This is a genomic window from Serratia sp. SSNIH1 (assembly GCF_002935055.1).
Lineage (GTDB): Bacteria > Pseudomonadota > Gammaproteobacteria > Enterobacterales > Enterobacteriaceae > Serratia > Serratia nevei.
Genome location: NZ_CP026383.1, coordinates 3,802,063 through 3,827,468, shown reverse-complemented (window position 1 = coordinate 3,827,468; position 25,406 = coordinate 3,802,063). Strand labels below are relative to the sequence as shown.

At 58.2% G+C, this 25,406-nt stretch carries 25 protein-coding genes and 1 pseudogene; 17 read left to right on the top strand and 9 right to left on the bottom strand.

Annotated elements, in window-relative coordinates; all coding sequences use genetic code 11:
• From C3F38_RS18465 to C3F38_RS18400, 14 genes and pseudogenes are all read left to right on the top strand, one after another.
• Positions 1-828, top strand: a complete 828-nt coding sequence (locus C3F38_RS18465; protein WP_038872258.1) for a Cof-type HAD-IIB family hydrolase — start codon at positions 1-3, stop codon at positions 826-828.
• A 106-nt stretch (positions 829-934) separates the two neighbouring features.
• Positions 935-1,168, top strand: a complete 234-nt coding sequence (locus tag C3F38_RS18460; RefSeq protein WP_038872255.1) for a hypothetical protein — start codon at positions 935-937, stop codon at positions 1,166-1,168.
• A gap of 78 nt (positions 1,169-1,246) precedes the next feature.
• A complete protein-coding gene (locus C3F38_RS18455) occupies positions 1,247-1,645 on the top strand; it encodes a hypothetical protein (RefSeq protein ID WP_038872252.1) in 399 nt (132 codons plus the stop codon).
• A gap of 71 nt (positions 1,646-1,716) precedes the next feature.
• Complete coding sequence (locus C3F38_RS18450) at positions 1,717-3,195, top strand: PhoPQ-activated protein PqaA family protein (RefSeq protein ID WP_055316464.1); 1,479 nt, start codon at positions 1,717-1,719, stop codon at positions 3,193-3,195.
• A gap of 647 nt (positions 3,196-3,842) precedes the next feature.
• Positions 3,843-4,383: pseudogene (locus C3F38_RS18445) on the top strand (fimbrial protein).
• A 56-nt stretch (positions 4,384-4,439) separates the two neighbouring features.
• Positions 4,440-5,123, top strand: a complete 684-nt coding sequence (locus tag C3F38_RS18440) for a molecular chaperone (RefSeq protein WP_055316456.1) — start codon at positions 4,440-4,442, stop codon at positions 5,121-5,123.
• Between the two features lie 55 nt (positions 5,124-5,178).
• Positions 5,179-7,761 (top strand): fimbria/pilus outer membrane usher protein, encoded by a 2,583-nt coding sequence (locus C3F38_RS18435; RefSeq protein ID WP_038872241.1) that lies wholly within the window; start codon positions 5,179-5,181, stop codon positions 7,759-7,761.
• A 43-nt stretch (positions 7,762-7,804) separates the two neighbouring features.
• Entirely contained in the window at positions 7,805-8,746 is a 942-nt protein-coding gene (locus tag C3F38_RS18430) for a fimbrial protein (RefSeq protein ID WP_038872238.1), read from the top strand.
• Between the two features lie 136 nt (positions 8,747-8,882).
• Positions 8,883-9,242 (top strand): hypothetical protein, encoded by a 360-nt coding sequence (locus C3F38_RS18425; RefSeq protein WP_038872235.1) that lies wholly within the window; start codon positions 8,883-8,885, stop codon positions 9,240-9,242.
• A gap of 73 nt (positions 9,243-9,315) precedes the next feature.
• Positions 9,316-10,611 (top strand): HlyD family secretion protein, encoded by a 1,296-nt coding sequence (locus C3F38_RS18420; protein WP_038872232.1) that lies wholly within the window; start codon positions 9,316-9,318, stop codon positions 10,609-10,611.
• On the top strand, positions 10,598-12,715 hold the full coding sequence (locus C3F38_RS18415) for a peptidase domain-containing ABC transporter (RefSeq protein ID WP_038872229.1): 2,118 nt from the start codon (positions 10,598-10,600) through the stop codon (positions 12,713-12,715). The genes C3F38_RS18420 and C3F38_RS18415 overlap by 14 nt, the downstream gene beginning before the upstream one ends.
• 95 nt (positions 12,716-12,810) lie before the next feature.
• Positions 12,811-13,011, top strand: coding sequence for a hypothetical protein (locus C3F38_RS18410; protein ID WP_016927170.1), 201 nt, complete (start codon positions 12,811-12,813; stop codon positions 13,009-13,011).
• Positions 13,012-13,097: 86 nt separating this feature from the next.
• Positions 13,098-13,496 (top strand): type II secretion system pilot lipoprotein GspS, encoded by a 399-nt coding sequence (gspS, locus tag C3F38_RS18405; protein ID WP_038872224.1) that lies wholly within the window; start codon positions 13,098-13,100, stop codon positions 13,494-13,496.
• Positions 13,497-13,610: 114 nt separating this feature from the next.
• Positions 13,611-15,086 (top strand): EmmdR/YeeO family multidrug/toxin efflux MATE transporter, encoded by a 1,476-nt coding sequence (locus C3F38_RS18400; protein ID WP_055316453.1) that lies wholly within the window; start codon positions 13,611-13,613, stop codon positions 15,084-15,086.
• Positions 15,087-15,107: 21 nt separating this feature from the next.
• On the opposite strand, the gene C3F38_RS18395 is transcribed toward C3F38_RS18400, so the two are convergent.
• On the bottom strand, positions 15,108-15,953 hold the full coding sequence (locus C3F38_RS18395) for a lytic polysaccharide monooxygenase (protein WP_038872219.1): 846 nt from the start codon (positions 15,951-15,953) through the stop codon (positions 15,108-15,110).
• Between the two features lie 310 nt (positions 15,954-16,263).
• On the opposite strand from C3F38_RS18395, the gene C3F38_RS18390 reads away from it, so the two are divergent.
• Positions 16,264-16,446, top strand: a complete 183-nt coding sequence (locus C3F38_RS18390) for a LuxR C-terminal-related transcriptional regulator (RefSeq protein ID WP_038872216.1) — start codon at positions 16,264-16,266, stop codon at positions 16,444-16,446.
• 44 nt (positions 16,447-16,490) lie between these two features.
• Here C3F38_RS18390 and C3F38_RS18385 read toward each other — a convergent pair whose 3' ends face one another.
• Both C3F38_RS18385 and C3F38_RS18380 read right to left on the bottom strand, forming a co-directional pair.
• Positions 16,491-16,670 carry a hypothetical protein gene (locus C3F38_RS18385; RefSeq protein WP_038872213.1) on the bottom strand — a complete coding sequence of 60 codons (180 nt, stop codon included), beginning with the start codon at positions 16,668-16,670 and terminating at the stop codon, positions 16,491-16,493.
• Positions 16,667-16,852, bottom strand: a complete 186-nt coding sequence (locus C3F38_RS18380) for a hypothetical protein (protein ID WP_047730349.1) — start codon at positions 16,850-16,852, stop codon at positions 16,667-16,669. The genes C3F38_RS18385 and C3F38_RS18380 overlap by 4 nt, the downstream gene beginning before the upstream one ends.
• A 106-nt stretch (positions 16,853-16,958) precedes the next feature.
• Here C3F38_RS18380 and C3F38_RS26765 point away from each other — a divergent pair, with 106 nt between their 5' ends.
• Positions 16,959-17,090 (top strand): hypothetical protein, encoded by a 132-nt coding sequence (locus C3F38_RS26765; protein ID WP_255411646.1) that lies wholly within the window; start codon positions 16,959-16,961, stop codon positions 17,088-17,090.
• Here C3F38_RS26765 and C3F38_RS18375 read toward each other — a convergent pair.
• The 5 genes from C3F38_RS18375 to gabD all read right to left on the bottom strand — a co-directional run bounded on the left by C3F38_RS18375 (position 17,081) and on the right by gabD (position 24,024).
• On the bottom strand, positions 17,081-19,453 hold the full coding sequence (locus C3F38_RS18375; protein WP_038872207.1) for a glucose/quinate/shikimate family membrane-bound PQQ-dependent dehydrogenase: 2,373 nt from the start codon (positions 19,451-19,453) through the stop codon (positions 17,081-17,083). The two genes, C3F38_RS26765 and C3F38_RS18375, sit on opposite strands and share 10 nt — an antisense overlap.
• Before the next feature lie 147 nt (positions 19,454-19,600).
• Positions 19,601-21,754 carry a TonB-dependent receptor PqqU gene (pqqU, locus tag C3F38_RS18370; protein ID WP_055316450.1) on the bottom strand — a complete coding sequence of 718 codons (2,154 nt, stop codon included), beginning with the start codon at positions 21,752-21,754 and terminating at the stop codon, positions 19,601-19,603.
• A 109-nt stretch (positions 21,755-21,863) separates the two neighbouring features.
• A complete protein-coding gene (locus tag C3F38_RS26640) occupies positions 21,864-22,013 on the bottom strand; it encodes a glyoxalase superfamily protein (protein ID WP_220035413.1) in 150 nt (49 codons plus the stop codon).
• Between the two features lie 19 nt (positions 22,014-22,032).
• Positions 22,033-22,446, bottom strand: coding sequence for a GyrI-like domain-containing protein (locus C3F38_RS18365; RefSeq protein ID WP_055316446.1), 414 nt, complete (start codon positions 22,444-22,446; stop codon positions 22,033-22,035).
• A 102-nt stretch (positions 22,447-22,548) separates the two neighbouring features.
• Entirely contained in the window at positions 22,549-24,024 is a 1,476-nt protein-coding gene (gene gabD / locus C3F38_RS18360; protein WP_055316443.1) for an NADP-dependent succinate-semialdehyde dehydrogenase, read from the bottom strand.
• 211 nt (positions 24,025-24,235) lie between these two features.
• On the opposite strand from gabD, the gene C3F38_RS18355 reads away from it, so the two are divergent.
• Positions 24,236-24,451, top strand: coding sequence for a glycogen synthase (locus C3F38_RS18355; RefSeq protein ID WP_038872200.1), 216 nt, complete (start codon positions 24,236-24,238; stop codon positions 24,449-24,451).
• Positions 24,452-24,489: 38 nt separating this feature from the next.
• Here C3F38_RS18355 and C3F38_RS18350 read toward each other — a convergent pair whose 3' ends face one another.
• Complete coding sequence (locus tag C3F38_RS18350) at positions 24,490-25,404, bottom strand: pyridoxamine 5'-phosphate oxidase family protein (protein WP_038872198.1); 915 nt, start codon at positions 25,402-25,404, stop codon at positions 24,490-24,492.
• Positions 25,405-25,406: the final 2 nt, after the last annotated feature.

Sequence of the window (25,406 nt, the reverse complement as noted above, 5' to 3'; positions counted from 1 at the left end):
ATGTGGCTGGCAGTCGACGGCAAAATAAAGTACCGGGCGATCGTGAGCGATCTTGACGGCACCTTGCTCGATCCGTCCGGGAATTTATCCGATGTGACGGTGGAAACGCTCAACATTTTACAGCGTCGGGGGTTGGAAATCGTCATTGCAACGGGGCGCTGCGACGCGGATGCGCGCGGGATCGTGGATGGGCTGGGGTTCTCGCCGGTGATCGTTTCTTGCAACGGCGCGATGGTCAACATCGAAGGGCAGGCGGCGGCGGATAGAAGCTATTTTTTGCCCGCAGAGCTGCAAACCGGGCTGATCGATTTTTTATTCGCCAGCCCGTTCCACGTGACCCTGTTCACCCGAGAGGGCTGGATGATGGCCGAAGAGAACCCGCATTTTTCTGACTACGTCAAAACGTCGGGCGTGGCCTGCCGCTATGTCGAGCCTGAGGCCATGAAGCGGCAGCGGATATTGAAAGTGCTGGTGCATGGCGACGCGGCGCCGATCGAGACGCTCTTTGACCAGGTCAACCAGGCCTTCGGAAAAACGCTGTCCATCTGTAAGTCCTCCACGGAAACGATAGACATCATGGATAAGCATATTTCCAAGGCCAGAAGCGTGGCCGACTATTTGAATTCCAAACAGATAGCGATGCGCGATTGCCTCTCTTTCGGCGATGCGATGAACGATCTGGACATGCTGCGCTGGGCCGGAACGGGCGTGGTCATGGGCAATGCCATGAGCGAATTGAAACGCGCTCTGCCGTTGAATCCGGTGGCGTTGCCCAACAGCCGCAATGGCGTCGCAGACTATCTCTGTCGTGAATTCGGTCTGTTCTGACGTTTTCACCGGGCGAGGTTTATTGGCAGACAAAAGGAGGTGAACGAACAGTGAGGGTTTCATTTTCTCAAAACGGAACACGTTAGATTAATGCAAAGGAGCGAGTATGAAAGAACTGACTGAAGCAGAAGTTATGGCGGTATCCGGCGCGGGCATCGCTTCCGACGCCGGCAAAATCCTGGGTACGGGTATTGGCGCCATCGTGGATGCCGGCACCGGTCTTTTCGGTATCCATGCGGATGCGTCAAACGCCGGCGCAAAACTCGGTGAAGGCATTGGCGCCGTCATCGATGCCGGGATTAGCGCGTTCTCACAGTTGTTTGGCCGCAAATCCTCTTGAGCCTCTAATGTAAAGTGCCCGCAAGGGCACTTTTAAATCAACCGCGAGCGCGGTGCAGGGAACGGGGCGGGAGGATGAATGGCAAATAAAATCATGCTGATTATGGTTATCAATCTTTTTGTGGCGGTGGCATTGGCGGTGTTTAACGTCATCTATATCCAAAAGAAGATGGATATCCGCTACCCCAGTGACGCCACCCCCTTTCAGGTCGCGGAGAAAGCGCAGGCCAGAATCCTGTCTATGAGACAGACCGCGGTGTTTTTAAACAACAATCCCGTGGTGGCGTTTACGTTGGAAATTACTGCCAAGCGCAGGCAGTTCACCCTGACGGATCATCGCGAGGCCGTGCTCTACGTCGCCATGAGTCGTTATCAGGAGAACCGCATTTATAGCGTGCTGGTGGGGGAAAACGAGAAAGATGTGATGTTCGAAAAAGACAGCTTCGGCTACCCGATATTATTTCATCACGCCTCGTGAGGCTGTTGATGCCCGTTTGCCGCCGCGCCGGCCTGAGAGGGCGGGGCAACGCCAACTATCGTGGGGGAAAAATGTTAAAGATCTCCGCTTATATTACCTTGATTTGGCTGGCTTTGGCCGTCTGCCGGTACGCCGCGGCCAAGGAGGAAGACGCCTGTTTCGCCGATGAGCACCCAGCATTACAGACGGTGATCCCTTGCTATAACCAGCAACTGGCCACGCTGCCCCTGTCATTTTCGTTAAAAAGCGTGGAGAGCGGCCAACACACGGAAATTCGTCATTATCGGCTGATGTCGCAATCCTGGTCGCCGCAAGACGCGATCCGGCCGACGCAGTGGTGGCACGACGTGGACATTTATATTCCCAACGGGGCATTCACCGGTAAAGCGTTGCTGGTGATGAGCGAAGACTGCGCGTGCAGCGCCGCCGGCCCGGGAACGTCGGGCAATCAAAAACCGGCGTTTTCCGCCGAGGCGCTGGCGGCGCAGAGCAAAACAGTGGTGGTGGTGGTCAATCGGCTGCCTTACCCGTACCTGGAATACCAAAATGAGGGACGGCGCCGTTCAGGGGCGGAAAGCCGGGCCAGAGGATGGCGATTGTTCCTGGATGATGCCGATGAATATTTGATGATGCCGCTGCATATCCCGATGACGGCGGCGCTGTCGCAAACCATGACGCTGGCGCAGCGCGAATTGCGCCAGTGGGAGATAGACAAATTTATCGTCGCGGGCGTGTCTGAGGGGGGAACCACGGCCTTGCTGACGGCGCTTTCAGATGAGCGCATCGATGCCGTAGCCGCCATTTTCCCTGAGGGGATCGCGGCGCGGCAGGTGATGAAGCATACCTATCGCACGTATGGCGGGCGTTGGCCTTTGGCATTTCACCCTTATTACCAACTGGGCATCGATCGGCGCATAGAGACCCCGGCGTTTGACAAGCTGATGCAGATTGAAGATCCCATCGAATATCCCCCCCTGGCCGAGCGCGGGCGGCCTCCTGCGCCGAAGTATTTCATCGTCGCCGGCGGCGACGAACGCTATCCGCCCGACAGCACGCGGTTTTATTTGAATAAGCTGCCGGGGGAGGTCTCGATGCGAGCCATCGCCGGCGATGAGCGCACGGTCCCCGAACGCGCTGTTCTGGCCTTGGTCAACCGTCGTCAGCGTGATATTGCGCTACCGACGATCGAGGTGCAGAGCAACGCCTCAGAGACGGCGCTGCGCACGCTCCGCTTTTCCGAGCCGCCGATCAGGGTGTTGCGCTGGACTGCGCATAACCGCACGGCCCGAGATTTTCGCTACTCGTGCGGCGTGCGTTATACCCCGGCGCCGCTGGAGGCGAACCGCGGTGAATTTCGGCTGAACGCCCCTGCACAGGGTTGGGAGGCCACCTTTATCGAAGCCGAGTTTAGCGACGGGTATATCGCGACCTCGCCGGTCTTTATCACCCCTGACGATCGCTACCCGATCGCCGCACCGGCGGACGATGGCCTGGCGTGTGAAACCTTACCGGGTCGAGGGCTGGGGGAGGATTATCGCCATGACGATTAATCCCGCTGAAAATAAGACGGAAAAGCGTTGACTGTGAATTGAACGTCAAGATAACGCGGCTACATCGCTGAATTAACCTGCGTCAGAAGGGAACCGTTGATGATCGGCGGCGCCCTTTCTGCAGCATTATTACGCTGATTTATTGTCGGCGTTTTCTTATTTAATAGAAAATCCCCCCCCCCTCATATTTCATCTCTTCTGGACGCTTAACCTTTATTGCCCCATCCGGTTTCGCCGTCGGCGCGCCACTGTCCTTGCAAGAATCAAAAACCTCTCCAGTCATTGGCTCCCGCGCGGCGTCTTTCATTTTTGTGGCAATTCATCCTTACGCACATTCATTGAAGAGGGAATGAGTGGTTTATCTTGTGGTTGGTGTATGAAACACGCTGATAAACCTTTCCTTTTCGGCCAGATGAATGAATCAAGAAACGCCGTTTTTTTGGTTTTTTTAAAATAAAAATAAGAATGATGCCAATTCGATTCGGGGTAATTATCTTTTCTCATCTTTACATTGATTTTATGTATTGCTAAAGAGGGAAAGCCAAGCATAATTAACTGTGAAAGGGGCGGAGCTCCTATTCGCCTTATCACGGATTAGCCGTGATAGGGATATTATTAAGTTTGTCCAATCAAAAGGAGAAGTACCCATGATGGAAAAAAAAGTGATTATGTTGGCATTGGTTGCGGCGGGTTTTTCGAGTGCTTTGCCGGCCCTGGCGGCAGACGGGCAGGTTAATTTTACCGGGAATATTGTTGATGCCGCGTGCAAGGTCACAAATGACTTGAGTAATCCATTAAATGTTGTTCTGGGCGATGTGGCCCGAACGGCATTTGCGGGGGGGCAAGGGATCCACTTCCTCGGCGACTAAATTTACGCTGGAAGTGACGGATTGTCCGGATACGGTAAAAAGCGCCACCGTTAAGTTCGACGGCGCGGCCGATAATGGTGACAACAACGTATTGCAGCTGACCCAGGAAACGGATGTCGCCACGGGCGTTGGCATCCAGCTGTCTGATATTTCTAATAATGTTCTTCCGCTTTACACGGCCTCAACGGCCTATCCGCTGGCTTCCGGCAGCGGCGTAAAAAACAATCTTGATTTTACCGCGCGTTATATTTCCACGCTTGCAGATGTGACTGCCGGTAAAGCCAATAGCGTCGCGACCTTCACGCTGAATTACAACTGATAATATTTTCTTGCCCGCTGGTTTCCAGCGGGCCGTATTGCCTCGGAGATAATATTATGCGGTTTAATCGCTGCAGTGCCCTAATGGGATTCATTTTATTATTATTTTTTTCTACGGCGCAGGCCGGTGTGGTTGTCGGTGGGACGCGAGTAATTTTTAACGGTGAAAAAAAAGAAGCCTCAATCAGCGTCGACAACCCGGACAACGAACCTTATTTAATTCAGTCCTGGCTGGATAATCAACAGAGCGGCGTGGATAAGATAGCCTTTATCATTACGCCGCCTTTATTTCGTCTGGATGGGCATCAGGAGAATATGCTGCGTATCGTCCGCGTCGGCGATGACTTGCCGAAGGATAAAGAGAGCTTGTATTGGATGAATATAAAGTCCATTCCCTCGACGGAACTCACGGGTAAGTCGAACACTTTGCAAATCGCGGTAAAAACGCGCCTCAAACTGATTTATCGCCCTGCGGCGTTGCTCAAACAGGTTCCCGAGGATGTGACTCAACGGTTGACGTGGCAGCGCGTCGGCAAGGAATTAAAACTCACCAATCCCACGCCGTATTATATGAATTTTCATTATGTTCGCATCGGCGGGCGCGAAATGAAAGAGGTGACTTATATCGCGCCGATGAGCAGTGAAATTTTTTCATTGCCGGTTTCTGGCGCGTCGTCGGTCAGTTGGAAATTAATTAACGACTACGGCGGCACCGGCAAGGAGCATCAGTCAGGTATTTAACCGCCAGGGGATGGGCGGCAGAAGGGAATAACGAATTCAATAATGGAGCTAATGAATGATAACTCGTCAGCGTAGAGCAGCGAAGCGGGATGCTTGGCTGAAGCGCATCGTCTTATTCACGGCAACCACGGCGGTATGCGGCAATATGGCCAACCCTGCCTTTTCCCGTGACTATTTCAATCCGGCGTTGCTGGAAACGGGGCGTTCGGGCCAACAGCCTGTTGACCTGTCGGTGTTTGAAAACGGCAACCAGGTGCCCGGCAAGTATCGGGTGGATATTTGGGTGAATGACATGCTGATGGAGACGCGTGACGTTCGGTTTGTCATCAAGCCCGGCGGCGATGATAAAGCCGGCCTGCAGCCTTGCCTGACGGGGGAGGATTTACAACGGCTCGGGGTGAAGATCGAGCGGTTTCCCGCATTGAACCGCGCGGAAGAGTGCGCGAATCTGGCCGCCATCCCGCAGGCCTCGGCGCAATTTCAATTTAACCGCCAGCGGCTGGTGCTGAGCATTCCCCAGGCGGCGTTGGAAAATCGGGTGCGCGGCTATGTACCGCCCGAACTGTGGGACGAAGGGATGCCGGCGATGCTGCTTAACTACGGTTTCACCGGCAGCAACAGCAAGGGGCGCGATCGTTTTACCCAGAGCGCGAGCAGTTACTACCTCAACCTGCGGCCGGGGTTCAATCTGGGGGCCTGGCGGGTGCGGAATTACACCACCTGGAGCTACAACAGCGGCGGTGGCGGGCGGCAGTCGGAAGATCGCTGGGACACCGTCTATACCTACGCCCAGCGCAATATCATCAGCATGAAGAGCTTGCTCACACTCGGTGAAAGCAGCAGTCCGTCCGATGTGTTTGACAGCGTGTCGTTTCGCGGCGCGCAGCTGGCCTCCGATGACGACATGTTGCCGGAAAGCCTGCGCGGCTATGCGCCGGTGGTGCGCGGCATTGCGCGCAGCAACGCGCAGGTGGTCATTCGCCAAAACGGTTATGTCATCTACCAGAGTTATGTCGCGCCGGGCGCGTTCGAGATTTCTGACATGTATCCGACCGGCGGCAGCGGCGATTTGGACGTGACCATCAAAGAGGCGGACGGCAGCGAACAGCATATGACCGTGCCTTTTGCCAGCTTGCCGGTATTGCAACGCGAAGGGCGCCTGAAATACGCGCTGACGTCCGGCCAATACCGCACCTACGATCACAGCGTGGAGAAAAAGGTTTTCTCGCAGGGCAGCCTGATTTACGGCTTGCCGGCCGGCTTTACCCTCTATGGCGGCGGACAGTTCGCCGGCCCGTATCAATCCTTGGCCTTGGGGGTGGGTAAAAACCTGGGTGAGTTCGGCGCCCTGTCGGTGGACGCGACTCAGGCCTGGGCGAAACAGGAACATCAGCCGAAAAGCGACGGCCAGTCGTGGCGCGTGCGCTACAGCAAAAACATCGTAGCGACCGGCACGAACTTCGCCATTGCCGGCTACCGCTATTCGACCAGCGGCTATTATGGGCTGCAGGAAGTGCTGGACACCTACCGCAGCGGCAACCGCTACGCCCTGACAGACCGCCGTAAAAACCGCGCCGAGATTACGCTCAACCAGAATTTATGGGAGGGGGCGGGGTCGCTTTCCCTCAGCGCGGTCAGCGAAGATTACTGGAATTCCGAGCGCAACATGCAATCGCTGAGCGCGGGTTACAACAATAGCTGGAATGGCATCAGTTACGGTTTTAACTACAGCTACAACCGTAATTCACAGGCGATTTACGGTGACTCAGACCGGGGGCAACGGCGTATTTACGATCGCGACCAACTGTTTGCCTTCAATATCAGCGTGCCATTGGAGAAATGGCTGAGCAACACCTACGCCACCTATAGCCTCAATACCAGCCAAAAGGGCAATACCAGCCATACGGCGGGGCTCAACGGCACGGCGCTGGCCGGCAACAACCTCAACTGGAGCGTACAGGAAGGGTATGGCAATCAGGGCCAGGGCAACAGCGGCAACGCCAACCTCGACTGGCGCGCCACCTACGGCGAACTCGTCGCGGGATACGCTTACGATCGCAGCCAACAGCGCGTCAACTATGGCGTAAAAGGGGGCGTGATTGCCCACGAAGACGGCGTCACCTTCGGCCAGCCCTTTGGCGAGACGGCCGCCCTGGTGACGGCGGCCGGCGCCAGCGATGTGGCGGTCGGCAACCAGGTCGGGGTGAAAACCGACTGGCGCGGCTATGCCATCGTTCCTTACGCCACCCCTTATCGCAACAACTCGATTCGTCTTGATGTGGAGAGTTTGCCGGATGATGTCGATCTCGCGCTGACCAACCAGTCGGTCACGCCTACCCGCGGCGCGGTAAGCCGGGCGAATTTCAAGGCGCACGTCGGCAAAAGGATCCTGATGAGAGTCACGGATCCACATGGGGTGCCTCTCCCTCTGGGGGCCAGCGTCCGCGATGCGGATCATTCGGCGCAGCCGTTCCTGATTGGCGGGGATGGATTGGTTTATCTCTCCGGCATGGCGGAACAAGGCCGGCTCGTCGTGCAGTGGGGGCGAAATGCCGAGCATCAGTGCCGCATCAGCTATCAACTGCCGGCGGAGAAACCCGTCGCAGGGATCCAAACCCTCAATGGCGTTTGCCAATAGATCTCGCTCCGTATCCATCATGACTTGTTAAGTGAGAGTGAAAATGAACGTTTTTATCAGGATATTCGGTTACGGCGCTCTGCTATGGCTGGCGACGCTAACGACGGTGGCGTATGCCGGCACCTGTACCACCAACGCGAAAACCATCCGCATGGGGTTGCTGACGCTGGCCGTGGATCCGCGTATTGAAATCGGCGAACAGTTGGCAGTCCGTACGGAAAACAGCATCAGCGGCACGACGTTTTCTTTTCTTTGCTCGGGCTCGGTGGCCTATCGTTCCCTGTCGCCGCTGACGCCGAGTGCGCTGCCCGGCGTGTTTGAAACGGGCATCGACGGCGTAGGCGTGACGATTTCGGATCTGTGGCAGAGCAATAAGAACGTGCCTTTCAATACGGCGATTTCGCCCAACCTGCTGACGCCGTGGATCAACCGCAATGATGTCAGGCTGACGTTTATCAAAACCGGCCCGATTAAAACCGGCGGTGATATGGGGGGGAAGATTATCGCCAGATATTATCTGGACTCGACCTCGGTATTGGATTTGAGCATTTCCGGCATGAAGGTCATTCAGAAAAGCTGCCTGGTGGATTTGAATTATAAAAATCAAACGGTGGACTTAGGCAGCCCAAAACGCAGCGAATTTAATGGGGTCGGCAGCAGCGCGGTGTCTTCCGAACGTAACTTCTTCGTGGTCCTGCAATGCCAGGAAGACAATATTCCGGTACAGGTGACGTTTGAAGCGGCCGGAAATTCGCCGGGCGTAGGCATGATCGCTATTGCCGACGGTTCTGATGCGGCAAAGGGCGTTGCCGTGGAAGTCCTGGACGAGAACCGTAATCCGCTCACGTTTTCCCGGCCGATTAACTATCACACCGCTGCCGAAAAAGAGATCAGAATTCCCTTAATGGCGCGTTATAAGCAGACGGGGGACATTAGCCCCGGGCAGGCCGATGCCGTCATGACATTCACCGTTACGCAGAATTAAGGGAGCCGTATCAAAAATATAATGCCGTCTTTTCCCGCGGCATTATTGGTGGCATCCGGCGCTGCAGGCCGATGCCAATGCAATGACAACACGCATGTATGGCTGTGTTTGTCGGTTTAAATATGGAGATTAACCAATGAAAGAACTGTCTGTTATCGAAATGAATGAAGTGTCAGGCGCCTATTCCTGGGATATGAGCAATGGGCTGTCCGGCCTGATTGGCAGCGCCGTCACGAATGCCGCGGAAGCCGTTTCGTCCGTTGCTTTGGGCGCCGCGGTCGGCAGCATGGCGGGCGCCGTCATCGGCGGTAAGCACGGCGGCGACGGCGGCGGTCTGCTGGGCGTCGGCTCCATTGGCCAGGGCGTTGGCATGGTCGCTGCGGGTATTCTGGGTGGCGTGGCCAGCGGCGTGGCCGCAGCCGTTGTTGGCTGGGATACCACCCTGGAATACTCCAAAAAAGGCCTCGATGGGCTGATTAACGGCACCATCAGCTAAATCAATATTGCTGTCCAAGGCCGCAGCGCTCGCGCTGCGGCTGTCTCCCGGTCAGGCATGCGCAGGTCTTCCTATGAGTGATAATAAGAGCAGAAATATTTTCCGCCAGGAGGCGGTCAATTATCAACGTCAAAGATGGACCGGCAGAGCGCTGCTGATTTCCGGCGCGTCCAGCTCTGTGATTGCCGTGACGTGCCTCGTTTTTATTCTTATTTTGGCGAGCGCGCTCTATTTTTGTGAATATACGCGCAGGGTGGATGTCGAGGGGGAGGTGATCAGCATTCCGCATTCGACGAACGTTTTTTCTTCCCAATATGGCTATGTAAATCGGTCTTTTCACCAGGCCGGTGATGTGGTGGAAAAAGACGAGCCGCTCTATATCATCGATGTTTCCAGAAGCACGGCCTCGGGTAACGTCAGCCATATTGCCGCGGGTGAAATCAACAAGCAGATCGGCAATCTGGATTCGATCATCAGCAAGCTGAAAAAAAACAAAGACGCGATGCTGGAGAACCTGAGAAAACAGATTGACAGCTATGAGATAGCGTATAAAGAAACGGAAAAACTTAACCTCAGTGCCAGAGATGGCATGGAAAAAATGAGGGAGAGTTTGAAAAACTACGAGCATTACCTGACGAAAGGGCTGATTACCAAGGATCAGCTGAATTATCAGCGTTCGCTCTTTCAGCAACAGCAGAGTTCCTATCAGGCGCTCAACAGCCAAAAGATTCAGCAAAATATCCAGCTGTCGCAGCTGCGCAGCGATCTGCTGATTCGCGCCGCCGATTACGACAATCAAATATCGCAAAGCGAATCGCAACGCAGCGAGCTGCAACGCCAATTGGCGGAATCCAACGCCGGCGACCAGGTGATTATCAAGGCGCCGCTGAAGGGGACAATCGAGTCGCTGAGCGTGACCGCCGGGCAGGTGGTCGAGAGCGGCAGCAGCCTGGCGCAGATCAAGCCGATTGAAAACATCAAATATTACCTGGTGTTGTGGCTGCCGAATAACAGTTTGCCCTACGTGAAAATCGGCGATGGCATCAACATTCGCTACGAGGCTTTTCCCTCGGACAAGTTCGGCCAGTTTCCGGGGCGCATTGAATCCATCTCTTCGGTTCCGGCTTCTCCGCAGGAGATGGCGGAATACAGCAGCGGCAATAAAAGGGAGCGAAACGCCTACTACAAAGTGTTGGCGTCCATCAGCGACACGCAATTCAGCGACAAAGGGAAATATCTGGAGATCAGCAGTGGGCTGCAGGCCAGGGTGATTGTGTTCCTGGATAAGAAACCGCTTTATCAATGGGCGGTCGCGCCTTTGTATGACATAAAAAACAGCGTGGTGGGGAGAGTCGATGAAGGATCATAATCTTTTTGAACGGATCAACGAAAAGTTAACGTTCTCTCTGCGTAAACGGGTGCCGAGCATCTTGCAGTCGGAGTCATCGGAGTGCGGCCTGGCCTGCCTCGCGATGATCTCTGCTTATTACGGATTTAATGTGGATATGCTGAGCCTGCGGCAGCGATTCGGCATTTCCACCCAGGGCGCGACCCTGGGCACCCTGTCACAAATCGCGGCGCAAATTCAGCTGAAGACGCGGGCCTTGTCGCTGGACATCGATGAAATCAATCAGCTGAAAACGCCCTGCATATTGCATTGGAACATGAACCATTTCGTGGTGCTGGTTAAGGTTCAGCGCGCGGGCTTTGTGATTCATGACCCTGCCTTCGGGCGCCGAGTGATTGGCCTGCAAGAGATGTCGAACCATTTTACCGGCATTGCGCTGGAGCTGTGGCCCGACAAGGCTTTTCAGCAAGAGACCTTAAAGACCCGTTTACGCCTGCTGGATTTGATGAAAAACATCGAGGGGCTGCCGGGGACGCTGCTCAAGATTTTTGCCTTATCGCTCGTCATTGAGTCGGTCAACCTGCTGCTGCCCGTGGGGACCCAGCTCGTGACCGACCATGTCATTCAGGCGCATGACTACAGCTTGCTGACGGTCATCTGTTTGGGGCTGATCTTCTTCACCCTGTTTCGCGCGGTGGTCAGCATCGCCAGGGCCTGGATTTCCATCGTGCTGGGGACGCTGACCGATATTCAGTGGAAGACGACGCTGTTCGAACATCTGCTGAAGCTGCCGCTGGACTTTTTCGAGAAACGGCACCTGGGGGATATCCAATCGCGGTTTTCCTCATTGGATGCGATCAGAACCACCTTTACCAATAATATCGTCGGCGGGATCATCGACGGCATCATGACAGTCGGCTTGTTCGTGATGATGATGGTCTATGGCGGCTGGCTGGTCTGGGTGGTGTCAGGCTTCACCTTGGTCTACATCCTCATCAGGATGATGACCTACCGCACCTACCGCCAATTCTCGGAGGAGCAAATCGTCAAGGCGGCCAAGGCGAACTCGCACTTCATGGAGACGCTGTACGGTATTTCCACGGTCAAAGCGCTGGGCATCAAGGAAACGCGCTCCAGCTATTGGCTCAATTTGAATGTCGATGCCGCCAATACCAATATCAAAATCACCCGTTTCAATATGATGTTCGGCGGGATCAATACCTTTATCACCACGCTCGATCAGGTGGCGATACTTTGGCTCGGCGCCATGATGGTCATCGACAATACTATGACGCTCGGCATGTTCATGGCGTTCAACGCCTATCGAGGCCAGTTCTCGCAGCGGGCTTCCAGCCTGATCGATCTGGCGATCGGCCTGCGCATGCTGTCGCTGCACAATGAGAGGATATCTGACATCGTCTTTACCGATGCGGAGGTGGAGTCCGCGCCGCGGCAGGTCTTCGAACCGGGCAAGGGGGTTGCCGTTGAGGTTAAAAACCTCACCTATCAATATGACGCGCTGTCTCGGCCGATCTTTAAAGACCTGGATATCCGCATCGCCGCCGGCGAGAGCGTCGCCATCGTCGGGGCGTCTGGCGTGGGGAAAACCACCTTGCTGAAGGTCATGTGCGGCTTGCTCAACCCGACCTCGGGAGAGATCCTGGCCGACATGATGGATATCCATAAAATCGGCGTGAATAACTACCGCAATGCGATCGCCTGCGTGTTGCAGGACGACCGACTATTCTCCGGCTCGATCGCGGAAAACATCAGCGGCTTCGAGGTCAACGCCAATAGAGAGTGGATTGTGGCCTGTGCGATGCACAGCAACATTCACGAGGAAATCATGCAGATGCCGATGGGTTACGAAACCCTGATCGGAGAGTTGGGGAACGGCATCTCCGGCGGGCAAAAGCAACGTCTGTTTATTGCACGCGCCCTCTACCGGCGACCAAGCGTGCTGTTTATGGATGAAGCGACCAGCCATCTGGACGTTGAGAATGAATTGGCGATCAACCGGGCGATATCTTCGCTGAATATCACGCGCGTGATTGTCGCCCACAGAAAATCGACGATCGACTCGGCGGATAGGGTGGTGGCGCTGGGGGCCGCGAGCGGCGGCTAACGCTCGCTCGGCAACCCAGGCTGTCCCCGCGGCCAAAATCGCGGTAAAATGCAGCAGTTGACCTTATCGCACGCCATCAGGCCGCCGTACTCGCTATGAAAATGCGCAAACCGCGCCGTCCGCCCGGGCGGTGGATCTATTACATCCTGCATGAAGACATGCTGTGGCCCTGCCCGGTCAAATGGGAGTGGGAGAGCGGCTATAACGCCTGGCTGCCGTTTTACTATTCCCCCACGCTGGAGTTCGTCGCCGGCAACCCCGCCCGCGCCACCAAGGTCAGCAGCGGTCGGCGTTAAGCGGGCAGCGCGTGCTGCTCGCCTTGCCGCCCGGCATCCGCTCACCTAAGATCATTGCATCACCCACAGGTTTTCCGGGAGCTCCCATGTCTACTCAGTTTCGCACTTCTCTTTGCGGCGCGGTGGCGTTGTTGCTGCTGGCGGGCTGTCAGCAAACGGCGCATAAACCGACGCCGCCGCTGCAGGCGCAGTTGGATCACATCGCTTCGATGCTGGCCGGCGGCCACTTCCTGCGCGTGGACTGCGGGCGCAGCGATGTGCCGGACGATGTCAAATTGCAACGCACCGCGATGCGGGCGGCGCAGCATCGCGGCTGGGATACGCAGGCGGCAGGGTATCGGCAGCTGCCGGCGCTCACCCAGGCGCGCTACCTGACTCTGCAGCAGGACAATCAGCTGCTGACGGACAAATGCACCACGCTCAGCCGCAGCACCGCACGCTTTATCGCGGCGGCGCAGGCCGATCAGGAAGACTACATGGAGTAGCGCGACGGTGTGCCTTTCGGGCGCTCGTCGCGGGCGCCCAAAAATTCTTTGCAGGATAACGATTTATCGCTCATCATTTGAAATGATGTTTCACTTTTATTCATCGAGCCCACCTTGAACCTGTATGCCGCCCTGCGTCAGCGCGTGGAAAATACGCCCTGGTACGCCAAACGGAAAAGCTACCGCGTGCTGTTCTGGCGCGAAATCACGCCGCTGGCGGTGCCAATTTTTCTGGAGAACGCCTGCGTTCTGTTGATGGGGGTGCTGAGCACCTTTCTGGTGAGCTGGCTCGGTAAAGAGGCAATGGCCGGGGTGGGGCTGGCGGACAGCTTCAACATGGTGATCATCGCCTTTTTCGCCGCGGTGGATCTCGGCACCACCGTGGTGGTGGCCTTCAGCCTCGGCAAGCGCGATCGTCGGCGCGCGCGCGCGGCGGCGCGTCAGTCCCTGGTCTTGATGACCGGCGTGGCGCTGCTGTTGGCGGCAGGCATTCATCTGGCGGGCGAATCGATCATCGATGTGATCGCCGGGGCGGCCTCGCCGGAGGTGAAGGCGCTGGCGCTTTCTTACCTGCAGACCACGGTGTGGAGCTATCCGGCGGCGGCGATTGCGCTGATTGGCAGCGGCGCGTTGCGCGGCGCGGGCAACACCAAGATCCCGCTGCTGATCAACGGCGGCATGAATATCCTCAATATCATCATCAGCAGCATTCTGATATACGGCATGCTCGGCTGGCACGGGCTGGGCTTCGTCGGCGCCGGGCTGGGGCTGACGATTTCCCGCTATATCGGCGCCATCGCCATTCTCTATGTGCTGGCGATCGGCTTTAACCCGGCGCTGCACATCACGCTGAAAAGCTATTTCACGCCGCTGAAGATGGGCATCCTGTGGGAAGTGCTGGGGATCGGCATTCCCGCCAGCGTCGAATCGGTGCTGTTCAACGGCGGCAAGCTGCTGACGCAGATGTTCGTCGCCGGCATGGGCACCAACGTGATCGCCGGTAACTTCATCGCTTTTTCTATCGCTTCGCTGATCAACTTGCCGGGCAACGCGCTGGGCTCGGCCTCGACCATCATCGTGGGGCGGCGGCTCGGCAAAGGCGAGATCGGCCAGGCGGAGCGGCAGCTGCGCCATATTTTCTGGCTGTCGACCCTCGGGCTGAGCGCCATCGCCTGGGGCACGGCGCCGCTGGCCGGCGTCTTTGCCGCGTTCTATACCTCGCAGGATGACGTAAAAACGGTAGTGAAAACCCTCATCTGGCTCAACGCCGCCTTTATGCCGATCTGGGCCGCTTCCTGGGTGTTGCCCGCCGGGCTGAAAGGCGCGCGCGACGCCCGCTTCGCCATGTGGGTGACGATGCTGGGCATGTGGGGCTGCCGCGTGGTGGCCGGCTATGTGCTGGGCATTGAACTGGGCATGGGCGTGGTGGGCGTCTGGCTGGGGATGTTCCTCGATTGGGCGGTGCGCGGCGCTTTGTTTTACTGGCGTATGGTCAGCGGGCGCTGGCTGTGGAAATATCCGCGGGTCAGGGCCGAGGAGAGAGACCTATGCCGCCCCTCGGAGGAGGCGGCAATCCGGTACAGGGAGTGAACCGGCTGTCGGTCACGGTGATTATCCTTTGATGTTTACGTCGCTACAGCTGTAAAAGCCTTCGCCGACAGGATCGATGCGTTGCCAGCGAATGTAGATAACGTGTTTTCCCGTATAGTCTTTGGCGTTTACGGCGAATTTGTATTGCTGGTTTTCCGGTTTGACATTCTCGACTTTCTCCAGCAACACCAGGTCACTCCACTTCAGGGGCGCGGTGGCGGCGTTATAATCCGGCCTTGAGATATAAACCTCGAAGAAGCTGGGATCGTGGGTCGCCGTGGCGTCATAGACAATATCTATCTTGCCTTCACTGGTTTTTTGGATATCGGTGGCGCGCCAGGCGGTCACAGCGTCTAAACCGGATTTGTCATTCCAGACTTTCGAACGCTCATCCCATTCAGCGCCGACATTACCGGCGGAACAAAGCTGCCCGTCCGGGATGGCGGCTTTAACGGCATCCGGATTGTTGTAGTCAGCAACATTCTTGGAGGCCTCATTCCACTGCCTGAACTGATAGTTGGACTGCTCGATAATATCGACAGCATTTTTTTTGCTGTTGATGGCGCTTTTTTTCCCTTCTTCTTTCGGCACAACAATCCCAGACTTATCAAGGTACTTGTGATAGACGAGCTGATACGCCGCTTTACAGTCGCTTTGCGGAATGCCGGAACCGTCTGCCGGCCAATAATATCCGCCCTCTTTGTAGCACTGGTATTGACGAGAGATGGGGATCGCCGGAGAACCATGTCGCGGTTGCAGGGAGGAGGCGGCTACGTTTTGGTACGGGGACGGAGGTGTTTGGGCGAATGCAGCGACTGAGAATAGTGAACAGGAAGCCAAAGCTAACAACGTTTTCTGCAAAAGCATAAATTACCCCTACTTGTGGTGAGCCGTTCAAAGGGAACTGCTCGGAATGAGTGAAATGCGGTCTTATTTCACATAAAAAATATTTAAGTATTAATGCGGTTTTATCCACAATTTGTTGTGATTCAAGTCACGCAAGTGTGAAATATAAGTGTTGTTTGTTTAGTTTTATGAATATTTCAACGGGGCGGGACATATGAACCAGTGTATTAGGCCCGCTGGAGCGGGTATTGACGATGTGGGTGAACGGCAGTGAGAGCCACCGTTCTCATTGGTATAACGCGAGGGCATTACCCGCCATGAGCAGGACGTGATGCGCTATCTGGCCTGTGAATTGCCGCAGGCCACCATTGCGCGCAACCTGCACCTGAGCGTGAAAACCGTCAGCAACCACAAACAGGCGGCGATGAGAAAACTGGGTTTCAAACGCAACGCGGATCTCTACCACTGGCTGCGAATGGGCGGGTTGAAAACCGTAGAGCGGCCGCGAGGGTGAAGGCGCGGCTTAGGCGCCAGACCTACGCCTGAGCCGCTGCGGCGTCAATACAGCAGGGTCATCGCGCTGAAGAACAACAGCGTCAACGCGATGATGATGACGTTTTGCGTGGCTTTGCGCACCAGCTTACCGGCGCTCAGACGGCTGTCGATGACGTAGAGCAGCGGCACCATCAGCAGCACGTAGGCAAACATCAGCATGGCGGTAAAAGGCTGCACATTCATTCCGACGGCTCCTGTGGGTCATCTTGGCCGATCAGGTGCACCAGCACGGCCTCTGTTTGATGGGGAAGCCCGACAAAGGGCGAATGGACGGGGGGAGCCGGCTCGAACGGCAGGCCGGCGCGCCGCGTTTTCACCGCCGCTTGCAGGATCTTCTTTTGGTGTCTTTGCGTGTGGTCGACCATGCGCCTCCGAATAGGGCCGCCCGCAGGCGGCCGACTGCCATATTGCCCATTAAGGTGGAGAAGGATTGCGGGCCACTGCCGGGGCCACGCACTTATAATATTGCGAATGATAATTATTATCAATAATGAAAATAAAAAATTAAGGGTATTGCGGGCGGCGCATCAGGCGGGGCGTAAAAAGAAAAAGCACGCCTTGCGGCGTGCTTTGCAGGGTATTACCGGTGGCGGTTACTTCTGATCGGGCAGCGCGTAAGCGACTACATAGTCGCCCAGCTTGGTGCCGAAGGAACCGTGGCCGCCGGCGTAGATCAGGACGTACTGCTTACCGTTGACCTCATAGGTCATCGGCGTCGCCTGGCCGCCGGCCGGCAAGCGCGCTTCCCACAGTTTCTCACCGTTGGTCACGCTGAAGGCGCGCAGGTAGTTGTCTGCGGTGGCGCCGATGAAGAACACGTTACCGGCGGTGGTCACCGGGCCGCCCAGCATCGGCATGCCCATTTTGAACGGCAGCGGCAGCGGGGAGCTGTCGCGCACGGTGCCGATGCGTTTTTTCCACACGATGTCGTTGGTTTTCAGATCAACGGCGGAAATGTAACCCCAGGCCGGCTGTTTGCACGGCAGGCCGAACGGTGACAGGAACGGGTTCAGCGTGACGCCGAACGGCACGCCATACTGCGGCTGGATACCGGTTTCGGTACCGCTGCCGCCCTTGTCGCCTTCCGGCGGCTCAATCGGGTTGCCTGGGCCGCGTGGGATCAGTTTGGACACGAACGGCAGCGCGATCGGGTTGGCGATAGCGATTTCGCGATCGGTATCGACGGCCAGGCCGCCCCACTCGAACATGCCGAGGTTACCCGGGAACACCAGCGTGCCCTGCTCGGAAGGCGGGGTGAAGGTGCCTTCATAACGCAGGCTGTGGAACATCACGCGGCAGACCAGCTGGTCATAGATGGTCGCGCCCCACATGTCTGCACCGGTCAGTTTCTTCTCAGGACGGAAGGTCAGCTCGGAGAACGGCTGGGTCGGTGACAGACGATCGCCTTTGGCCGGCCCCTGCGGTACCGGTTTCTCCGGCGCCGGCACCACCAGTTCGCCGTTGGTGCGGTTCAGCACGAAGATGTTGCCGGTTTTGGTCGGCACGTAGATGACCGGCACTTTTTTACCGCTCTTGTCGGTAATGTCCGCCAGGGTCGGCTGCGCCGGCACGTCCATGTCCCACAGGTCATGGTGGACCGTTTGATAGAACCAGGCCAGCTTGCCGGTGGAGGCGTTCAGCGCCAACAGGCCGCTGGCGTAGCGCTCCATTTCCGGGGTGCGGTTGCCGCCCCAGATGTCCGGCGTGGCGACGCCCATCGGCAGATAGACGATATCCAGCTTGGCGTCATAGGCGGCCGGTGCCCAGGAGTTCGGCGAGTTCGGCACGAAGTGATGCTCGTCCGCCGGGATGGCGTTCGGATCTTTCGCGCCAGGATCGAAGGCCCACAGCAGCTTGCCGCTGTTGACGTCGAAGCCGCGGATCACGCCGGAAGGCTCGCGGGTGGAGTAGTTGTCGGTCACGGCGCCGGCGACGACGATCACGTTATCGGTGATTACCGGCGGCGAAGTCGGCTCGTAGTGGCCCGGCGTCGCATACGGCATGTTGCTCTGCAGGTTCAGTTCGCCGTTGTTGGCGAAGTCTGGGCACGGCTTGCCGGTTTCGGCGTCCAGCGCGAACAGGCGGCCGTCGTTGACCGGCAGAATGATGCGGCGTGCGCACATCGCCGGTGCGGCGTTGCCGGCAGCGTCTGCGGCGGCAGCGGTTTCGTGGTAAGACACGCCGCGGCAGGTGATGTGCTGGAAGGTCGGGTTGTACTTCAGCTGCGGATCAAACTTCCATTTTTCTTTACCGGTGGCGGCATCCAGCGCAAACAGCTTCTGGTGCGGCGTACACATGTAAAGGGTATCGCGGATCTTGATCGGCGTGACTTCGTTGGTGATCTCACCCGGATCGTTGGCGGTCTTCAGATCGCCGGTCTGGAAACGCCAAACCTCTTGCAGCTGGCCAACGTTTTTGTCGTTGATCTGGCTCAGCGGCGAGTAACGGGTGCCTTCCTGGGTGCGGCCATAGGCCGGCCAGTCGGCGCCGGTGGTGTCTTTAGGCTGTACCTGCGCGGCGTCGAGGGTGCCGTTGATCTCTTGCGGATCGTTGAACACGGCATAGGCCAGCGCAATGACGGTGATGACCAGCGCCGCGCTCAGCGCACCGTAGGCGAACTTGCCGTTGGCGACCAGCTTACGGTAGATAAACGGCAGTACCAGCCACAGGCCGAAGAAGAAGGTGACGTCCAGACGCGGCGTCAACGCCCAGAAGTCCGGGCCGACTTCCCACAAGGCCCAAACGGTGGTGCCCAACAGGAACACGGCGTACAGCAGCAGCGCGGTGGCGCGGCGGCGGAACAGCAGCCAAGAGGTCGCCAGCAGCACCAGCCCGGCGATGATGTAATACAGCGAACCGCCCAACTTGGCCAGCCAAATGCCGCCGCCGAGCAGATAAAGCCCGCTCAGGGCGGCAAACAGCGCCGTTATGACGATAAGCGGCGATAGTGACGCTTTATTTTGCATAGCAATACCCTTACCAAAAATGAAAGTCCCCGATTTAGAGATTAAGCCAAATCGGAAAAAACACGCGGTTTCTCCCTAATATTTCAGCGGGAAGCCGCTAGGGTGACGTAAAACCTATTCCGTCTTTTAACCTTAAGGTGCTTTGCCTTATTCAAAGCGGTAAGACAAGGTGGCGCCGCCACCCCAGTTGCGACCCGGCGCCGGCTCGAAATAGCGGCCGTTGCCTTCGTTGACGATCACCGAACCGACGTAACGGCGATCGAACACGTTATCTACCCGGCTGAACACGTCCAGCGCCCAGCGGTTCCAGGTAAAGCGATAGCCGGCGTTTACGCCGGCCACGGTGTAAGCGGGGGCCTGCGCGCTGTTGGCGTCGTTGGCCTGAATGTCGCTCATGTAGCGCAGCTCCGCGCCGGCATGCCAGCCTTCCGGCGGCGCAAAGGCCAGCGAGGCGTAGCCCATGTTGCGCGCGATGCCCGGCAGGCGATTGCCGGCGGGAATGGTCTGGGCTGGGGTACAAACGGCTTTGCCGCACATATCGCTGCGGTAGGTGGCGTCCAGCAGCGTCCAGGCCATATGCAGGCGCCAGTCCAGCGCAAACTCTTGATCCAGCGCCAGCTCCAGGCCGCGCCGCCGGGTTTTGCCGGCGTTGGCATAGCTGGTGCGTCCGCCGCTGCTTTCCGCAACCACCAGCTCGTTATCGGTATCGGTCTGGAACAGGGCCGCGCTCACCAGGCCGTTGCCGAGGCGCAGTTTGCTACCGAGTTCGACGGTATCACTGGTGGAAGGCTGCAGGCCGATGTTGAGGCCCGTCTGGCCGTCGGGACGGTAGGAGAGCTCGTTGATGGTGGGGGTTTCAAAGCCGCGGCCGGCGGAGAGATAAACGTTCCATGCCGGGCTGATCTTATAGTTGAGCGAGCCCATCGGCAGCCACTGGTGGTAGCGTTTGCTGCCGCTGTCGTCGCCGTTGCGCGGCGTGATGTAATAGTCGGTCGAGTCGAAGCTGACCGTGCTGTAGCGCAGGCCGGCGTCCAGCGTCCAGTGCGGCGTCAGTTGCCAGGAGGTTTGCAGGTAAGGATCCAGGTTCCAGATGCGGTTCTTCTCGTTGCGCCGCTGGTCGCCTTTCTCGCCGTAGTCCACTGTGCCGTCTCGCAGAATAAAGTTTTCGAACCCCTGGCGGCGTTCGGTCATGGTTTCATAATCCAGACCGCCGATCAGTGTTACCGGTAACGATGCGAAAGTATCCTCATGCTTCCAGCGAGTGTCAATGCCCTGATATTTTCTTTCCAGCACGATCACCCCGCCGGCGTGGGTGGGGTTGAGCTGCGGCCCCATCGGGATTGATTGGTATTGCGTGGTGTGGCGCTCGCCGTGGTAGGCGGTCAGGGTCAGTTCGTCGCGCTCGCTCATCCGGCGCTGATAGCGCAGGCCGGCCTGGGTCTGGTCGAGCGATTTGCGGGTGTTGAATTGATCCGCGCGCGGCGCCTGGCGCGGGTTGGCCTTCCATTCCGCCTCGGTCAGGCCGCCCGGATCGCCGGCGTCAATCGAGACGCTGTTGAACATCAGCGTCAGGGTGCTGACGTCGTCCAGGCGCACGCCGAGCTTGCCGTTACCGAGGTTTTTCCGCGCGGCGCTGTGATCGCGATAGCCCTGAGTGGTGAATCGGGTGCCGGAAATAGCGTAGTTGACGTCGCCGGCCTGGGTGCCGTCGCCGGTGGCGCCGGTCGCTTTCACCCCGTAGCGCCAGGTGTTGTCGCTGCCGAAATAGCCGCCGGCTTCCAGCGTCGGCGGCTGGGCGCCGGTCTGGGTGTCAACGTTGATTACCCCACCTGAGGCGTTGCCGTACAGCGCGGAATAAGGGCCGCGCAGCACCTCGATGCGCTCGACGGAATTGATGTCGATATTGGAGGTTTGACCCTGGCCGTCGGGCATGGTGGCGGGAATGCCGTCGACGTACATGCGCACCCCGCGCACGCCGAACATCGAACGGCTGCCGAACCCGCGTATCGACATCTGCAGATCCTGCGCATAGTTTTGCCGATTTTGGATCTGCAGGCCCGGCACGCTGCCGAGGTTTTCCGACAGGTTAATCTGCGGCGCGGCGTTGCGCAGGGTTTCGCCGTCGATCACGCTGACGGAGACCGGCGATCCCAGCTCGGTCAATCCGGTGGGTTGCGCCATCACCACCAGGGTGTCGCTTTTTTCTTCATTATTTTCTGCCGCCAGTGCCTGGCTGGCGAAAATAGGCTGTAGCAATAGCATTGCAGCCGGGGTAAGCACGGCGTTTTTCTTATTGATCATGGAATAAATCTGCCACTGGTATTGAAAGGGAATCGCAGGTCGATTCAGAGTTAGCCATCTGTCGCTCCATCTACATGACGCTAAACGAAAAGAGTAATGCATCCTGGCATCAGTATAGATTATCTCGCGATGGGATGTTCTCCTTGCTGAAACGGTGCTCACATTCCAGCGTGTCACCGAGAAAATTCAGGTAAAACGCCTTGGTTTTGTCCCCCGAAAAGACATGCGCCATAGGAATGGTGGAGAAGAACGTTGTCATCGTTGAGTTCAATGCGACGTTAGCGGCAGCCGATATGGATATCGACCGCCTCGGGGCCGGTATAGGTTTCGAAGTCGGTCAGGAAGCGGCGTTCGATTTCCGGGTGTTGCTCGAAGTAGGCCCAGATGGCTTGCCAGCCTGCAATAACCGCCGCCGGCATGGCGCCACGGGCCTGGAACACCAGATAGCGGCCGGGTTGGATGTGCAAACCGCTCTCTGCCGCGCTGCCGGCGGTGACGTCAAATGGCCCGCCGGCGTCGGAGGCGTAGTTGGCGTAGACCCCATAGACCGGCGTGGCGGGCGAGGTGGCGAAAAAGTCTGACCACAGCGCCGGGATTTTTGCCGTCTCGGGCCGGGTTTCGTCCTGATTGGTGGTTCTGACCGTTTGGCCGGCGACGTAAAAGCCGGGCAGCTGTACCACGAGAGGTTGCATACTGGAAATGCCTTTTAACCGTTCTGAACGAGAGGCCTAAAGGTAGCAAAGGCTTTCCGGATCCGCCAGACAGGGCCCCCGCAGACGCGGAGGCCGATCGCATCAAGCGCCCAAACCGCCAAGGCACAGGTATTTGATCTCGAGATAGTCCTCGATGCCGTATTTTGAGCCTTCGCGGCCCAAACCGGAGTGCTTCATGCCGCCGAACGGTGCCACCTCGGTGGAAATCAGCCCTTCGTTGATGCCGACGATGCCGTACTCCAGCGCTTCGGCCACGCGCATCACCCGGCCGATGTCGCGGCTGTAGAAGTAAGCGGCCAGGCCGAACGGCGTGTCGTTGGCCAGTTCGATGGCTTCCGCTTCCTGGCTGAAGCGGATCAGGGGCGCTACCGGGCCGAACGTCTCCTCGCGGAAGATTTTCGCCGTGCGCGGCACATCGGTCAGGATGGTCGGGGTGAAGAAATTGCCGCCCAGCGCGTCAGGCTTGCCGCCCAGCAGCACCGATGCGCCGTGCTCGACGGCGTCGGCGATATGTTCGCGCACTTTCTCCACCGCGTCCGGGTTAATCAACGGGCCGATGGTGACGCCGTCATCCAGGCCGTTGCCGACTTTCAGCTTGGTGACGGCGGCTTTCAGTTTGGTGGCGAAGGCGTCGTACACGCCGTCCTGCACCAGAAAACGGTTGGTGCAGACGCAGGTCTGGCCGGCATTGCGGTATTTCGAGGCGACCGCGCCGGCCACGGCGGCGTCCAGATCGGCGTCGTCGAACACGATAAACGGCGCGTTGCCGCCCAGCTCCATGCTGGTTTTCTTGATGGTGGGCGCACACTGGGCCAGCAGCTGCGCGCCGACTTCGGTGCTGCCGGTGAAGGAGAGTTTACGCACGTCCGGGTTGGCGGTGAGCTCGCCGCCGATGCCTTTGCTGGGGCCGGTGATCACGTTGCACACCCCGGCGGGCAGCCCGGCGCGCTCCGCCAGCACGGCGATCGCCAGCGCCGAGAACGGGGTCTGACTGGCGGGGCGGATCACCCCGGTACAGCCCGCCGCCCAGCCGGGGCCGGCTTTGCGGGTGATCATCGCCGCCGGAAAATTCCACGGGGTGATGGCGGCGAACACGCCGATCGGCTCTTTCTGCACGATGATGCGGCGGCCCGCCTGGGGCTGTGGAATGGTGTCGCCGTAGACCCGCTTGCCTTCCTCGGCGAACCATTCGATAAAGGAGGCGGCATAGGCGATCTCACCGCGGCTTTCAGCCAGCGGTTTACCCTGTTCCGCCGTCATGATGCGCGCCAGATCCTCCTGATTTTCCATCATCAGCTCAAACAGCCGCCGCAGTTTGCCGGCGCGCTCTTTGGCGGTCAGCGCACGCCAGGCGGGCAGCGCCTTCTTGGCGGCGGCGATGGCGCGCGCGGTTTCTTCGGCGCCGAAGGCCGGCACATGGCCAACCAGCTCGCCGTTGGCGGGGTTATGGATGGCGATCGCGTGGCCTGCTTTGGCCGGCAACCATTGCCCGTCGATGTAATTGGCCTCGCGGAACAGCGAGGGGTCCTTGAGGGGAGCGCTGATGCTGGTGCTCATTAGTCTCTTCCTTTGCTGAGTTCAACAGAATGGTCTATCCCATACGGCTACCCTTTACCCTAGCAAACTTTGCCGTCGCCGTTTGCCAGCGTGGCGACAAGATGCGCGTTTTCTTCATGCGCACCTTCTGTACAAAAAATATCCGCCGTCGGGCCGATACTGAAAGAGCAGGCATATGACCCTTTTCGATGTGATTAAAAGGAGTGTGCGAATGATGAAATCAGTGGACAGACATCTCGCGGCCTACGGCAGCGAAATGGATTTTTTGGCGTCGAGTATCGCCCTGATGGAATGGCAAGGGCGGCAGATTGACGCCGGGCAGGTGGCCGGCAATATGTCGGAACAGCAAAGCCGCCTGTTCTTTGCGCGGTTGCGTTATTTTCGTCAGCTTTATCAGGCCGCAGCGGCGGCCGAACACAGCCTGTAATTTCCCGATTCAGCCCCGCCGCAGCGGGGCTTTTCATTTCAGCGGTGCCACACTCCGGTCGCCAGCGTCGCGGGCGAATACTCAAGATCGCGTCCCCGCCACGGCAGCGCCGCCGCAAAGCGCCAGGCGCGGTGAACGTCAAACCGCCAATAGCGTTCCGCCCCTTCAACGCCGGGATCCCCTTGCGTCTGCCAGAGGATCTGCGTTTTTCCTTGCAGGTGCAGCACGTCGCCGCGATCGAAATCGATGAACAGCAGCGCCGCCCGCGGTTCGGCCAGCAGGTTGCCCAACGTATTCATATAACGGTTGCCGCGAAAGTCCGGCATCCACAGCCTGTCGCCTTCCAGATGGATAAAACCGGGCCGCCCACCGCGATGGGAAATATCGACGCCGCCCTGCGCCAGTTCCAGGTGCGCGCCGCTGGCGACGAAGCTGGTGTCCGCGGTGCGGATCAGCGCCTGCGCCGCCGCATCGAGCGACGCTAAATGCTCAACCGGCTGTGGCCGGCTCTCCATCGGGTAGAGTTCGCGGCGCTGAATGTACTGCGGGCAGTTGCCGAAGCTTTGGTGAACGACGATCTCCACCCGGTTTTTATCGGTGCGGCCGACGGTGCCGTTGGCGCGGTTGCGCCGCCGGTTGCTGAAGTCGAGCCCGAGCGCGCCGACCGGTTTGCCGGGCAGCAACAGCGCCTGGGCGGGATCGTCGCTGCGGCGCGGCGCGCTGATGCGCAGGTGCGTGTCATCCGGCGTGCGTAAAAATCCGGGCGGGCCGCTGAACAGGGTGGCGATGGGCCAGCCCTGGTCGTCCAGCGTGGCGACAAACAGGTAGGGCAGCGCGGCGAAAAACGCGCGGTGCTGATCCGGCATCGCGGGGTAGATGCCGCCGCCCACGCGATCGAAACCGGCCAGCGTCTGTGCGCGCAGCTCATCGGGATGGAACAGTTGCGGGATCATGG